Origin of the sequence: Bradyrhizobium sp. Cp5.3, from assembly GCF_000426265.1 — a bacterium.
In the GTDB taxonomy this organism is placed as follows: domain Bacteria; phylum Pseudomonadota; class Alphaproteobacteria; order Rhizobiales; family Xanthobacteraceae; genus Bradyrhizobium; species Bradyrhizobium neotropicale.
The window spans coordinates 32,549-45,878 of sequence record NZ_AUFA01000029.1; the positions used below are offsets into that span (position 1 = coordinate 32,549).

Sequence of the window (13,330 nt, forward strand, 5' to 3'; positions counted from 1 at the left end):
TGCTACTTCGGTAATTCTGCGTGGGATAGGTGCTTCACTCCTTCGTCAGCTTGTACTGCCTCAGATCCGGGTCATGCGTCATGCGCCAGTAGTCGACGAAGCGCCATGGCATGGCCGAGAACACGCGACCGCTGCTGTTGCGGTAGTAGGTGGTCATCCCCGGATGGGTCCAGATCATCGCCTCGTGCTCGGCGTCGACCTTGCGGACGTAATCGTCGAGCACGTCCTGGTGGACGTCGATGGCGGCGACGTCGTGCTCGATCATGTCGACCAGACAGGCCGAGATGTAGCGGCTCTGGCATTCCGACTGGAAGATGACGCTGCCGCCATGGGCGGGGCCGGAGTTCGGACCGAGCATGCAGAAGAAGTTTGGAAAGCCGGGCACGGTGAGGCCGAGGAACGCGGTTGGATTGTCGTTGCTCCAGGCGGCCCGCAAATCCCTGCCGTCGCGACCGGTGATATTGAGACGCGCGGCCATCTCCGTGACCTTGAAACCGGTCGCGATCACGATGATGTCGGCAGGGCGGTGCTCGCCGTCGGCGGTGACGATGCCGTCGTGGTCGAAATGATCGATCGCGTCGGTGACGAGCTCGACATTGTCGCGTGTCAGCGTCTTGAACCAGTTGTTGTCGAGCAGGATGCGCTTGCCATAGGGCGGATAGGTCGGCACGCATTTCGCGATCAGGTCGGGGCGGTCCTGCAACTCGGATAGGATGAAGTCGGTCAGCTCCTGGCGGTGCCGGTCGTTGCCCTTGTTGACGGCGCGCTCCGGATGGGGCCAGGCCGGGTCCTTGCGCAGGAAGGGCAACAGTCCGTCGCCGTAACGCCAGAACATATTGAAGCGGTACCACTGCACATAGAACGGCAGATGGGCGAGCAGCCAGCGCGCTTCCTCGGTGATCGGGTCGGAATAGCCGTTGACCGGCCGCGCCCATTGCGCCGTGCGCTGATAGACCGTGACGGAAGCAACGTGGCCCGCGATCGACGGCACGAGCTGCATCGAGGTCGCGCCGGTGCCGACCACGGCGACATGCTTGCCGTCGAGCTTGATGTCACCCGACCACAGCGCCGAATGCAGGATCGTTCCCTTGAAGTCGTCCTCGCCCTTGAAGCGGGCGCGGGAGGGATCGTTGAGCTGGCCGATGGCTGAGACCAGCGCGGTGGATTCGAAAGTCTCCTCGCCATTCTTCGTCTTGAGCGTCGAGATCCAGCGCCGCTTGTCTTCGTCCCAGCGCGATGAGGTGAGCTCGGTGTTGACGCGGAGATGCTCGCGAATGCCGTATTCGTCCGCGACTTTCAGCAGATATCCGAGCAGCTCCTCTCGCTGACAGAAATAGCGCGTCCATGCGTTGCGCGAACCGAAGGAGTAGGAATAGGAGTGGTTCGGCGTATCGACGCCGCAGCCGGGATATCGGTTGATCCACCAGGTGCCGCCGAGCTCGTCGTTCTTCTCGACGATGGTGTAGGGGATGCCGAGATGGCCGAGTGCCACGCCGAGTGCGATGGCGCAGACGCCGGCGCCGACGATCAGGACGTGCTGCTGCGCAAGCTTGTCGCCGGAGGGACGTTCGGTCCAGCGCGCCTCGCGCGGCACAAAACCCATCTCCTCGCGCATCAAGGGCGCATATTCCGGCGCGACGTTCTCGCCAAGGCAGGCGCGCATCATCTTCAACAGCAGCTCCTCGCCGGGGTCGGTGATGACAGGCTTCGGCGTGCCATCGGCGAAGAGTTTGACGACCGCGGCGCGGATTTCATCCTGGACCTCCCCGGGCACGCCGGCGTCGGGATCGGGAATGAGGCGGATGTCGCGCTTGGGCAGATAGGGCGGCTCGAGCCAGCGCTCATCGCCCGTCATGTGCACGAGCACCATCAGCAGGCAGCGGATATCGCCCTCGGCGATGGTCGAGGCGAGGTCGAGCGGCCTGTGCGGAGATTCGATATTCATGGCTTGTCCTGATCTCCGGATGAATTGAAGAGGCCGCGCGTCATCAGCTTGCGATAGGCGGAGATGACGTGCTCGGGCACGGCGGTGACGCCCTCGGCCGAATAGGAATAGCGCCGGCTGAGATAGCCGCGCGAGCCCATCAGCATATGGACGATGGCTTCGAACTCCTCGTCGCTATAGTCCTCGATCGCGCCGGCAAGCCGCGCGCGGCGCAGGATGCGCACATAGGCGGTCGAAATGTTGTCGAGATGTTTCAGGTAGCCCGTGGGCGCGAAGAACTCGGCCTCGTTGAGGATGCGCAGGAATTCGGGCACCTCGCGGATGAAGTCGAAGAAGGCGGCGAAGCGCTCGATCTCCTGCCGCGCCGCATCCGCCGTTCCGGTGCGGGCGCGGATGAACTCGACCATGTCGAGGCCGATCTTGGGTAGCAGCTGGTCGAGCAGCTCCTGGCGGTTCTCGAAATGATTGTAGAAGGTGCCTTGGGCGACGCCGGCCTGCTCGGTGATGCGGGCGACGGAGGCTTCGGCATAGCCATATTTGCCGACGACCTTGGTCGCGGCATCAAAGATCTTCTGCTTGGTCCAGGCGTTGCGCTCGACCCGGTTGAGCTTCGTCACCTTTGCGGTCGTGTCTACCTGCGTCATTCGGAGGTCTCCAGCTCGGCGCGCAGCACGCGCTTGAGGATCTTGCCGCTGGGATTGCGCGGCAGGCTGTCGCGGATGACGAGTTGTTTCGGCACCTTGAAGCTCGCGAGCCGCGCGCGGCAGTGTTCGGTGAGGGCAGGGAGTTCGAGGCTCGCGCCTTCGGCCAGCACGACAATTGCGACCGGCTTCTCGCCCCAGCGCGAATCGCGCAGGCCGATCACCGCGACCTCGCGCACCTCTGACAGTTCGTAGATGACGCGCTCGACCTCTGAGGAGGCGATGTTCTCGCCGCCGGAGATGATCATGTCCTTCTTGCGGTCGGTCAGATACAGAAAGCCCTCGTCGTCGAGATAGCCGACATCGCCGCTGCGGAACCAGTCGCCGAAGAAGGCTGCGGCGGTCTTCTCCGGATCCTTCCAGTAGCCGCGCGTGATCTTCGGTCCGCGCAGGCAGATTTCGCCGTCGACGTTCGGCGGCAGCTTATTGCCGGCCTCGTCGCGGATCTCGATCTCGACGTGAGCAATGGCGCGGCCCGTGGATCCGATCTTCTCGATCTCGCGGCCGGCGTCCATGAAGGTATCGCCACCCACCGTCTCGGTGAGGCCATAGGCATCGATGTAGCGCGCATTGCGGAAGTAATCGGAGAAGGCGCGGATGCGAACCTCCGGCGTCTTCTCGCCGCCGCCGATCGCCCATTTCACAGTTGAGACGTCGTAGCGTTCGCGAGTGGGGCAGGTGAGGATCGCGGTGGTCATGACCGGCGCCAACCAGGCCGCGTTGAGCCTGTCCTCGGCGATGGCCGCGAGCGCCGTCTCCGGCTCGAAGTTGCGCTGGATCGAGATGAAGCCGCCATGCCAGAGCACGGCGATGCCGGGCAGGTCGAGCGCGCCGACATGATAGAGCGGGCCGACAACGAGAAGCCGCGTGTTGGCGCTGAGGCCGAGTGCGATCGTCTGGTCGGCCGATTTCCAGTAGAAATTTTCGTAGGTGAGCATCACCCCCTTGGGACGGTCGGTGGTGCCCGAGGTGTACATCAGCCGCATCAGGTCGGACGGCGCGCGGATATGCATCGGCGCGGCCGGCGCCTCACCCGCAAGGCGCGTGACGCTCTGCTGAGCTACCTCATTGAGCACGACGATCGCCGCGCCTGTGGCATTCGCAACCAATTCCTCATCGACGATCAGGATGCGTGCGCCGGCATTGCCGGCGATGTAGCCGACCTCGTCGCGGGAGAGGCGGAAGTTGATCGGCAGGAACACCGCGCCGAGATGGCTGGTGGCGAAGACAAGCTCGAGGAAGGCCGCGCTGTTCTTCATCAGCACGGCCACGACATCGCCGGCGCCGATGCCCTGCGCGGCGAGCCAGCCGGCCACTTGCTGGATGCGCGCATCGAACGTTGCGTAGGAGATCTCCTCGCCGCGATATTTCAGTGCGGGCCGCGCCGGCGTCCGCCGGGCATGAAAGGCGATGAAGCTCGAAAGGTTGATCATTTTCCCGGTTTCGGGCCGCTTTCCGGCCTCGCTTCCTCCTTCGATGAATTCTGACTCGTAATTCATCTTTGGCTTGACGTCACCCCCCTTGCTCTGAAATTGTTGGGAACACGGAGACGAGACGATCTCCGGCAAGGGACTGGAAACGCCGACCCGACAGAGGGAGGGGAAAAGATGACGAGAACCCGCAGGCCGGGCATCAGCCGCCGTTCAACGCTGGCGCTGATGGGCGCCGGTGCGATGACTGTTGCCGCACCCTGGGTGGCGCGCGCCCAGGCCAAGACCATCAAGATCGGCATGCCGACGATTCTGTCGGGCCGCGTGGCGCAGCTCGGCACGTCGTCGCGCAACGCGGTGATGCTCGAGGTCGAGAAGGTCAACGCCGCCGGCGGCCTTGCAGGCCGCCAGATCGAGATGGTGATCCGCGACTCCAAGGGACAGCCGCAGGAAGCCGCGCGCGTCGCGCGCGAGCTCGTCAACACCGACGGCTGCGAGCTGCTGATCGATGCCGAAGCCTCGTCCGGCGCCTTCGCGGTGCACGAGGTCGCGCGCGATCTCGGCGTGTTCTGCATCCACACCAATTCGGAGACCTCGGCGCTGACCGCGGACCCCAAGCAGCATATTCCCAATGCCTTCCGCACCGCGCGGCAGGGCGTGCACGACTCGATCGTCGGCGGCAGCTATGCCGCGGCGATCGCCAAGGCCAAGGGCCTGAAGAAATGGGCGACCTGCTCACCCGACTATGCCTATGGTCGCGACACCACCGCAGAGTTCACGCTGTACCTGAAGCGCTTTGCGCCTGACGTCGAGATCATCAGCGAGTCCTGGCCAAAGCTGTTCCAGCCCGACTACACCGAGGTGGTGACGAAGATCCTGCAGGCGAAGCCGCAGGCACTGTACTCCTGCCTGTGGGGCGGCGATCTCACCTCCTACATCGACCAGGCCAACATCTACGCGATATTCGGCCAGATGGAGGTGTTCGCGGTCAACATGGCCGATTACACCGCGCTCACCGTGGTGAAGAACCTGCCCAAGGGCATCCACTCCGGCAACCGCTACATCAAGACCTTCCCGGCGACGCCGGAGAACGCCGCCTGGGGCGATGCCTACAAGGCGAAGTACAACGAATATCCGACCAACTGGTCGTGGGAGAACGCGACCGCGGTCATGCTGATGGCAGAAGCCGCGAAGAAGGCGAACTCCGCTGACGGCAAGAAGCTTGCGGAAGCACTGGCGGGTCTTACGATCAAGTGCCCGTTCGGCGCCGACGGCACGGTGACGATGCGCGCCGAGGACCACACGTTGGTCGGCTACGCCATCGGCTGGGGCACCACGATCCCGCAGGAGCCCTACGTGCCGGAGGTCAAGGCCGGCGACTGGAAGACCATCTTCGAGCTCGAAGCCGAGTGGAAGAAGAGCAAGGGCTACATCTGATCGCGCGCACGGCGGAGACGGCCGTCCGTCTCCGCCGGCTTCGTCTGGTTTTCCGCGCCGTATCAGGCGCGCCGCAATGAAAGTGCTCCCGTGGACCTCGACGCGCTCGTCGGCTGCCTCTCCAGTTCCGCTTGCCTGGTGACGCAAACCACCAGCGGCCTCATCATCGGCATGCTGCTGTTCCTGGTCGCGGTCGGGCTGACCCTGATCTTCGGCGTGCTCAAGGTCGTCAATTTCAGCCACGGCGCCTTCTATATGTTCGGCGCCTATTTCGCGATGACCGCCTATCAGCTCACGGGAAGCTTTGCGCTCGCGGTGCTCGCGGGCGCGGCCGGCACCGCGGTCCTCGGCCTGATCTTCGAGCGCGTGTTCATGAGCCGCGTCTATGGCGCGGACGTCTTGATGCAGCTTCTCGTCTGCTACGCCTTCGTGCTGATCTTCGATGATGTCGTGCGGATCATCTGGGGGCCGGAATTCAAATCGATGGGGATGCCGGCCGCATTCCAGGTGATGCCGCTGTTCATCGCCGGCGGCGTGGTGCCGCCTTATTACCTGCTGCTGATCGGTGTCGCGCTCGCCGCCGCGATCGTGCTCGGCATCGGCCTGTCGCGCAGCCGCATCGGCAAGGTGATCCGCGCTGCCGCGCATAATCCCGGCATGGTGTCCGCGCTCGGCATCAACACCGGCCTGATCTATGGCGGCGTGTTCGCGCTCGGTGGCATGCTGGCGGGGCTGGCCGGCGCGCTCGCCGCGCCGGTGCGCTCGCTGACCCCCGGCATGGGATTTTCGGTGCTGATCGAATCCTTCATCGTCACGGTGATCGGCGGCATGGGCTCGATTTTGGGTGCGTTGATCGGGGCGCTGCTGCTCGGCCTGATCCGCTCGTTCGGCTCGCTCGGCTTTCCGCTGTTCACCGAAGGGCTGATGTACCTCTTCATGGTGATCGTGCTGGTCGCAAAGCCCACCGGCCTGTTCGGCAAGGAGGCGGCATGACCGAGCTCGAGGCCGGACGTACGGAGACGCTGGTGCCGGCGCGCGGCGCCACGACCGTCTGGGCCCGCTATCGCGATGTGCTCATCGCGCTGATCGCCTTCGCCGTGCTGGCAAGCTTGCCGCTGTTCACCGGCAGCAAGGCGCTGCTCGATTTCGTCATCCGTTGCTCGGCCTATGGCCTGTTCGCGACCTCGCTCAATCTTCTCGTCGGCTATACCGGCCTGACCTCGTTCGGCCACGGCATGTTCTTTGGCTTGGGCGCCTACAGTTTTGGCCTGATCATGCAGAAGCTTGGCGTGCCGATCCCGATCGCTTTCGTCGCGACGCTGGCGATCACCGGGGTAGTGGCCGCGATCATCGGCGCGATCTGCGTGCGGCTGAAGGAGATCTATTTCGCTTTCGTCACGCTCGCCTTCCAGATGCTGATTCATTCGACCATTCTGTCATGGGCCTCCTTCACCGGCGGCGACCAGGGCCTGCGCGGCGGCATTCCACGCCCCGTCTTCCTCGGCGTCGATCTCTCCAATCACGTCCATCTCTATGTCGCGAGCTGTGCGCTCCTGATCCTCGGCCTGCTCGCGATGCGCCAGATCGCGCAGTCGCCGTTCGGCTACACGCTGCGCATGATCCGCGACAATGCCGCGCGCGCGAGCTTCCTCGGCATCGACGTCTGGCGCGCGAAGCTCACCGTCTTCGTGCTGGCGGCGCTGTTCGCCTCGATGGGCGGCATGGTGATGGCGCTGTTCGTCTCCGGCGCCTATCCGGAATTCGCCTATTGGACGATCTCCGGCGAGGGCATCTTCATCAACATGCTCGGCGGCGTCTCGACCTTCCTCGGCCCGATGGTCGGCACGGTGCTGCTGCTGCTCCTCAACGACACCGTCACGCGGTTTACCGAGTATCATGGCATCGTGCTCGGAATCGTCATCCTGTTCTTCGCGCTGGGTCTGCGCAAAGGCCTTCTGGATTTCGTCGCCGAGTGGTTCGCGCACCGGCGCGAGGCAGGCGAGGGGCGCTAGCCATGCTCGAGATACGCAACCTCGCAAAATCCTTCGGCGGCGTGAAAGCCACCAACGACGTCACGTTCGACTTCCCCGATGGCTCGCTGACCGCCGTGATCGGCCCGAACGGCGCCGGCAAGAGCACCTTCTTCAACCTGATCACCGGCGCGCTGAAGCCCGATGCGGGGCAGGTGCTGCTCGGCGGCGTCGACCTGGCCGGACGCTCGCCGCCGGAGATCGTCCGTCACGGCATCGGCCGCGCCTTCCAGGTCGCCAGCATCTTTCGCTCGCTGACGGTCGAGGAGACCATGCTCGCCGCCGTCAGCGCCGACCAGCGCACCTCCGCGGTGCTGCACAAGCGCTTTCCGCTGCCCGAGACGCGCGACCGCGCCGAACACGTGATGGAGCTCTTGGGCCTCGCCGGCAAGCGCAAGCGCACCGCGGCGACGCTCTCGCATGGCGACCAGAAGCTCCTCGACATTGCCCTGGCATTGGTGCTCGAACCAAAAGTGCTGCTGCTGGACGAGCCGACCGCCGGCATGGGCCCGGAGGAGCGCTGGCGCATGATCGACAAGGTGCGCGAGCTCTGGGAGACACAGAAGATCACCGTCGTGTTCATCGAGCACGACATGGACATCGTGTTCAAGATCGCACCGAAGATCGTCGTGCTCTGCTACGGCCGCATCCTCGCGACCGGCACACCGGACGAGATCCGCAACAATAGTGCCGTGATCGATGCTTATCTCGGCACCGAACATGCGGGAGCCGCCGCATGAGCGCCGCCGTCATCGAAGTCGCTGATCTCGACGTCTACTACGGCACGAGCCAGATCCTGTTCGGCGTCGGCCTGTCGGTGCGACAGGGCGAGACCATGGCGCTGCTTGGGCGCAACGGCGCCGGCAAGTCGACGACCATGAAGGCGATCATGGGACTGGCGCCGCCGCGGCGCGGCAAGGTCAGCCTCCGCGGCGTGGTGATCTCCGGCCTCAAGCCGCACGCGATTGCGCGCGCAGGCCTCGGCTTCGTGCCGGAGGATCGCCAGATCTTTCCGGAGCACACGGTCGAGGACAATCTCGTCATCGGCAAGAAGCGCGGGCCCGACGGCCAGGACGAATGGCCGATCAAGCGGATCTACGAGGTCTTTCCGCTCCTCGAGCCGCTGCGTCATCGAATCGCCGGACGCCTGTCGGGCGGCGAGCAGCAGATGCTCGCGATCGCGCGCACGCTGATGGGCAATCCGGCGCTGCTGCTGCTGGACGAACCGAGCGAGGGGCTTGCCCCAATCATCGTGCAGCGCATCGGCGAGCTGTTGCGGCAGCTTCGCGGCATCGGATCGACCGTACTGATCGCCGAGCAGAACATGCATTTCTGTTTGGGCCTTGCGAGCCACGCCACGGTGATCGACAAGGGCCAGATTGTCTATGCGGCCGGCATCGACGATCTCAAGGCGAACGATACGATCCGGCGCCGCTACCTGGCGCTTTAGCCGGGGCGCGGGGCCCAAGCCGGCGAGAAGAAGAAAACTATCGCCGCGCCTTCTCCGGGCGAAAGGAGTTTTCCCTCCGAGGGGCAAAAAAGCCAATCGCTTCCATTGCCGTTTTGGGCCGAAACGACGACATTTCCGTCAGAATTTGATGGATTGGCCCAGCCATGGAACGCACTGGATTTGAACCCTTCGGCGAGCGCCTGGTGTCCGCGACGGACGCCCAGCCGCAGTCGCGCGCGTCCAAATATCTGCTGCGGGCCGGCACCGGCCTGTTCTGGACGCTGGTTGCCGCCATCGTGTTCGCGCGCGCGGCCTTCTTCGAGCCCGGCGTCTATGACGGCTTCAGCCGCGTCGCCTCGCTCGCCAAGAGCCTGATCTTCTAAGAGAGCCTGATCTTCTGAGGCTCCGTCACGGCCTGAGGACAGAACTTCCCTCGGCCCTGATATGTCGAAAACTTATTTCCCTATTTCCTGCCCCTGCGTATAAATCCTTCTCCTCGGGGAGAGATTTGTGTCGCAGAATCAAGCATCCAGCCCGGTCGACGCCAAGCCGACGACGGCCGTAGGCCGTACCGTTGCGCTGATTCCCGGCATTCTCCTCTGTATCGCCGTGGCCGGCGCTTCGGCTCTGCTGGAGCGGGCGGAACTTGGCTTGTTCGAGCATCCCTATGTCGAAGCGCTGGTGATGGCGATCCTGCTCGGCATGGCCCTGCGCAGCTTCTGGAAGCCTGCGCCGCGCTGGCAGGCCGGCATCGCCTTCAGCGCCAAGCAGCTCCTCGAAGTCGCGGTGATGCTGCTCGGGGCCTCCATCAGCTTTGCGGCGATTGCGGCCTCGGGCATCGCGCTGCTGGCCTCGATCGCAGCGGTGGTAATTGTCGCGCTCTGCGCCTCCTTTGGCCTCAGCCGTCTGCTTGGTCTATCGACGCGGCTGTCGATCCTGATCGCCTGCGGCAACTCGATCTGCGGCAATTCGGCGATCGCGGCCGTCGCGCCGATCATCGGCGCCAACAATGACGAGATCGCGTCCTCGATCTCCTTTACCGCGATCCTCGGCGTGATGATGGTGCTCGGCCTGCCGCTGCTGATCCCGCTGTTGCAACTATCGGCCACGCAGTACGGCATCCTTGCCGGGCTGACCGTCTATGCCGTGCCGCAGGTATTGGCGGCGACGGTGCCGGCCGGTCTCGTCTCTACGCAGATCGGCACGCTGGTGAAGCTGATGCGCGTCCTGATGCTCGGGCCCGTCGTCGTCAGCCTGTCGCTCGTCGCCTCGCGCTGGCAGAGCGGCGCCAAGAAGGCCAATGTCGGCTTCTTCCGCCTCGTGCCCTGGTTCATCCTCGGCTTCCTCGCGCTCGCGACCTTGCGCTCGCTCGAGATCGTGCCGGTGACGGTGGTGGGACCGGTGACGAAGATCACGAGCTTTCTCACCGTGGTGTCGATGGCTGCCCTCGGCCTCGGCGTCGACGTGCGCGTGCTCGCCAATGTCGGGGGACGGGTGACGGCGGCTGTGACGCTGTCGCTGATGCTGCTGCTCGGGATCAGCATCGGATTGGTGCACTGGTTCAAGTAAGATTGAGCTGCGGCCGCGAGCGGCTGGACTTCCACTGCCAGACGTTTATTTGTGTTCGCCAACCAGACTGGCCCGCGACGCCGAGTGAGCGCGGCCGATCGAAGAAACAGCGAGGACGCGGCCATGACGACACTGACTTCCCGGGACCTTCTGCCTGAGGATGGAACGCGGGGGACGCTGGCAGGTCGCGTCTGGCTGCCGCAGGCGAATGGTCCGGCCGTGGTCGCTGTGCGCGGCGACGGCGTCTTCGATGTCACCGCCAGATTTCCGACCATCAGCGCGCTCTGCGAGGAGGACGATCCCGCCAAGGCGCTCAGCGCGACCAAGGGCGAGCGCATCGGCGATCTCGACGCGATCGTGGCCAACACGCCGCCGGATCAGCGCGATCGGCAGAAGCCGTGGCTGCTCGCGCCGGTCGATCTCCAGACGCTGAAGGCCGCCGGTGTCACCTTCGCCATCTCGATGCTGGAGCGCGTCATCGAGGAGCGGGCGAAGGGCAATCCGGCCTCGGCCGAAGCGATCCGGAAAGAAGTGACACGGCTGATCGGAGACGATCTGTCCAAGCTCAAGCCGGGCTCGGACCAGGCGATGCACTTGAAGCAGGTGCTGATCGAGCAGAACGCCTGGAGCCAGTATCTCGAAGTCGGTATCGGCCCCGATGCAGAGGTCTTCACCAAAGCGCCGACGTTGTCTTCGGTTGGCACCGGCATGGATGCCGGGCTGCATCCGAAGTCGACCTGGAACAATCCCGAGCCGGAGCTGGTGCTGTTCGTCTCCAGCCGCGGCAAGATTGTCGGCGGATCGCTCGGCAACGACGTCAATCTGCGCGACTTCGAGGGACGCTCGGCGCTGCTCTTGTCGAAAGCCAAGGACAACAACGCGTCCTGTTCGATCGGGCCGTTGCTGCGCCTGTTCGACGACAGTTTCTCGCTCGACGACGCGCGCAAGCTCGACATCAGCCTCAACGTGAAGGGCCAGGACGGCTTTGTCCTCAACGGCCATTCCTCGATCAGCAAGATCAGCCGTGATCCGACCGATCTCGTCGCGCAGACGATCGGCAAGGTCCATCAATATCCCGATGGCTTCGTGCTGTTCCTCGGCACGATGTTCGCGCCCGTCGAGGATCGCGATGCGCCGGGGCAGGGCTTCACCCACAAGCCCGACGACATCGTCACGATCGCAGCGCCTCAACTCGGCAAGCTCGTCAACCGCATGCGCGGCAGCGACGAGTGCGAGCCCTGGACCTTCGGCATCGGCGCGCTCATGAAGAACCTCGCGCAGCGGAAGCTGATCTAGCGCTGCATCTCTGCGCTAAAGCGAATTTGCAGAAGGCCGTCATGCCCGGGCTTGTCCCGGGCATCCACATTTTTTGTGCCGCGTGGCAAGGCGTGGATGGCCGGGACATAGGTGAGCGGAAGCGACGCCGTCCTTCGGACGGCTATGCCCGGCCATGACGATGTGCCGCCGGCCCGCACGCGTATTTTCTTCATCTCCCCGTTGTATCCACGGAACAAAATCGCGCTGAGCGTGTCATATGACCGCCCATCGCGCTCTCGCGCGCATCCGAGTAAATAGTCAAATAATATGACTATACGGAACCGAACTTCCATGAAATAGTGCCTTCCGTCGCCCTCAAGGGGCGCCCTGCGGGTGCCATGTTACCAAATAGGCGCCCAGGATAAACTTTTGGGAGACACGCCTGATGACCCTTAAAGCCCTCTTTGCGGCAACTGCCACCGGTGCGTTGCTGCTCGCGCTGCCAGCCAGCGCCGCCCAGCTCACCATCGGCTTCTCGCAGATCGGATCGGAATCCGGCTGGCGCGCGGCCGAGACCTCGGTCTCCAAGCAGGAAGCCGCCAAGCGAAAGGTCAATCTCAAGATCGCCGACGCCCAGCAGAAGCAGGAGAACCAGATCAAGGCGATCCGCTCCTTCATCGCGCAGAACGTCGATGCGATCTTCCTTGCGCCCGTGGTCTCGACCGGCTGGGACGCGGTGCTGAAGGAAGCCAAGGAGGCGAAGATCCCGGTCGTGCTGCTCGACCGCGATATCGATCCCTCCGGCAAGGACCTCTATCTCACCGCCGTGACCTCGGACAGCGTGCACGAAGGCGAGGTCGCCGGCGACTGGCTGGCCAAAACCGTCGGCGAGAAGGCCTGCAACATTGTCGAACTGCAGGGGACGGTCGGCGCCAGCGTCGCCACCAATCGCAAGAAGGGCTTTGACACCGCGATCGCCAAGCTTCCGAACCTGAAAGTGGTGCGCAGCCAGACCGGCGACTTCACCCGCGCCAAAGGCAAGGAGGTGATGGAAAGCTTCATCAAGGCTGAAGGCGGCGGCAAGTCGATCTGCGCGGTCTATGCGCACAACGACGACATGATGGTCGGCGCGATCCAGGCGATGAAGGAAGCCGGCCTGAAGCCCGGCAAGGACATCCTCACCGTCTCGATCGACGCGGTTCCCGACATCTTCAAGGCGATGGTCGCCGGCGAAGCCAACGCCACCGTGGAGCTGACGCCGAACATGGCGGGCCCCGCGCTCGATGCCGTCGCGGCCTTCAAGGACAAGGGCACCGTTCCGCAGAAGTGGATCCAAACCGAGTCGAAGCTCTATACCGCCGCCGACGATCCGCAGAAGATCTACGACAGCAAGAAGGGCCTCGGTTACTGAGGCGGGACGCGCCGTCGGGATAAAACATCCGGCGGCGCCCCCTTCGAATCCGCTGTGCGAACGAATAGGCTGGGCGTCCGCGTCATAAGCGGGCCCCGGT

Annotated in this window: 12 protein-coding genes; 9 read left to right on the forward strand and 3 right to left on the reverse strand. The window is 64.2% G+C overall.

All coding sequences use genetic code 11. From position 1 onward, the window contains the following. Nucleotides 1-34 precede the first annotated feature (34 nt). The 3 genes from K289_RS0129580 to K289_RS0129590 are packed head-to-tail and all read right to left on the reverse strand — an operon-like array spanning nucleotide 35 to nucleotide 4,079. Nucleotides 35-1,945, reverse strand: coding sequence for an NAD(P)/FAD-dependent oxidoreductase (locus K289_RS0129580; protein ID WP_027554803.1), 1,911 nt, complete (start codon nucleotides 1,943-1,945; stop codon nucleotides 35-37). Beyond that, nucleotides 1,942-2,589, reverse strand: coding sequence for a TetR/AcrR family transcriptional regulator (locus K289_RS0129585; protein WP_027554804.1), 648 nt, complete (start codon nucleotides 2,587-2,589; stop codon nucleotides 1,942-1,944). Before K289_RS0129585 ends, K289_RS0129580 begins: the two co-directional genes overlap by 4 nt. After that, nucleotides 2,586-4,079, reverse strand: coding sequence for an AMP-binding protein (locus tag K289_RS0129590; protein ID WP_027554805.1), 1,494 nt, complete (start codon nucleotides 4,077-4,079; stop codon nucleotides 2,586-2,588). Before K289_RS0129590 ends, K289_RS0129585 begins: the two co-directional genes overlap by 4 nt. Nucleotides 4,080-4,253: 174 nt before the next feature. Between K289_RS0129590 and K289_RS0129595 the strand changes: the two genes are divergently transcribed. The 9 genes from K289_RS0129595 to ytfQ all read left to right on the forward strand — a co-directional run bounded on the left by K289_RS0129595 (nucleotide 4,254) and on the right by ytfQ (nucleotide 13,230). Further along, on the forward strand, nucleotides 4,254-5,513 hold the full coding sequence (locus tag K289_RS0129595) for an ABC transporter substrate-binding protein (protein ID WP_027554806.1): 1,260 nt from the start codon (nucleotides 4,254-4,256) through the stop codon (nucleotides 5,511-5,513). A gap of 90 nt (nucleotides 5,514-5,603) precedes the next feature. Continuing rightward, nucleotides 5,604-6,506 carry a branched-chain amino acid ABC transporter permease gene (locus K289_RS0129600; RefSeq protein WP_027554807.1) on the forward strand — a complete coding sequence of 301 codons (903 nt, stop codon included), beginning with the start codon at nucleotides 5,604-5,606 and terminating at the stop codon, nucleotides 6,504-6,506. Further along, nucleotides 6,503-7,525 (forward strand): branched-chain amino acid ABC transporter permease, encoded by a 1,023-nt coding sequence (locus K289_RS0129605; protein ID WP_027554808.1) that lies wholly within the window; start codon nucleotides 6,503-6,505, stop codon nucleotides 7,523-7,525. Before K289_RS0129600 ends, K289_RS0129605 begins: the two co-directional genes overlap by 4 nt. A 2-nt stretch (nucleotides 7,526-7,527) precedes the next feature. Continuing rightward, complete coding sequence (locus K289_RS0129610; protein WP_027554809.1) at nucleotides 7,528-8,283, forward strand: ABC transporter ATP-binding protein; 756 nt, start codon at nucleotides 7,528-7,530, stop codon at nucleotides 8,281-8,283. Further along, entirely contained in the window at nucleotides 8,280-8,993 is a 714-nt protein-coding gene (locus K289_RS0129615) for an ABC transporter ATP-binding protein (protein ID WP_027554810.1), read from the forward strand. The genes K289_RS0129610 and K289_RS0129615 overlap by 4 nt, the downstream gene beginning before the upstream one ends. Before the next feature lie 164 nt (nucleotides 8,994-9,157). Beyond that, the gene (locus K289_RS0129620) at nucleotides 9,158-9,376 is read left to right on the forward strand and encodes a hypothetical protein (RefSeq protein WP_027554811.1); all 219 of its coding nucleotides are present in this window, start codon (nucleotides 9,158-9,160) and stop codon (nucleotides 9,374-9,376) included. Nucleotides 9,377-9,503: 127 nt separating this feature from the next. Continuing rightward, nucleotides 9,504-10,562, forward strand: coding sequence for a YeiH family protein (locus K289_RS0129625; RefSeq protein WP_027554812.1), 1,059 nt, complete (start codon nucleotides 9,504-9,506; stop codon nucleotides 10,560-10,562). A 123-nt stretch (nucleotides 10,563-10,685) separates the two neighbouring features. After that, the gene (locus K289_RS0129630) at nucleotides 10,686-11,858 is read left to right on the forward strand and encodes a fumarylacetoacetate hydrolase family protein (protein ID WP_027554813.1); all 1,173 of its coding nucleotides are present in this window, start codon (nucleotides 10,686-10,688) and stop codon (nucleotides 11,856-11,858) included. Nucleotides 11,859-12,264: 406 nt separating this feature from the next. Next, complete coding sequence (ytfQ, locus tag K289_RS0129640; protein ID WP_027554815.1) at nucleotides 12,265-13,230, forward strand: galactofuranose ABC transporter, galactofuranose-binding protein YtfQ; 966 nt, start codon at nucleotides 12,265-12,267, stop codon at nucleotides 13,228-13,230. Nucleotides 13,231-13,330 lie beyond the last annotated feature (100 nt).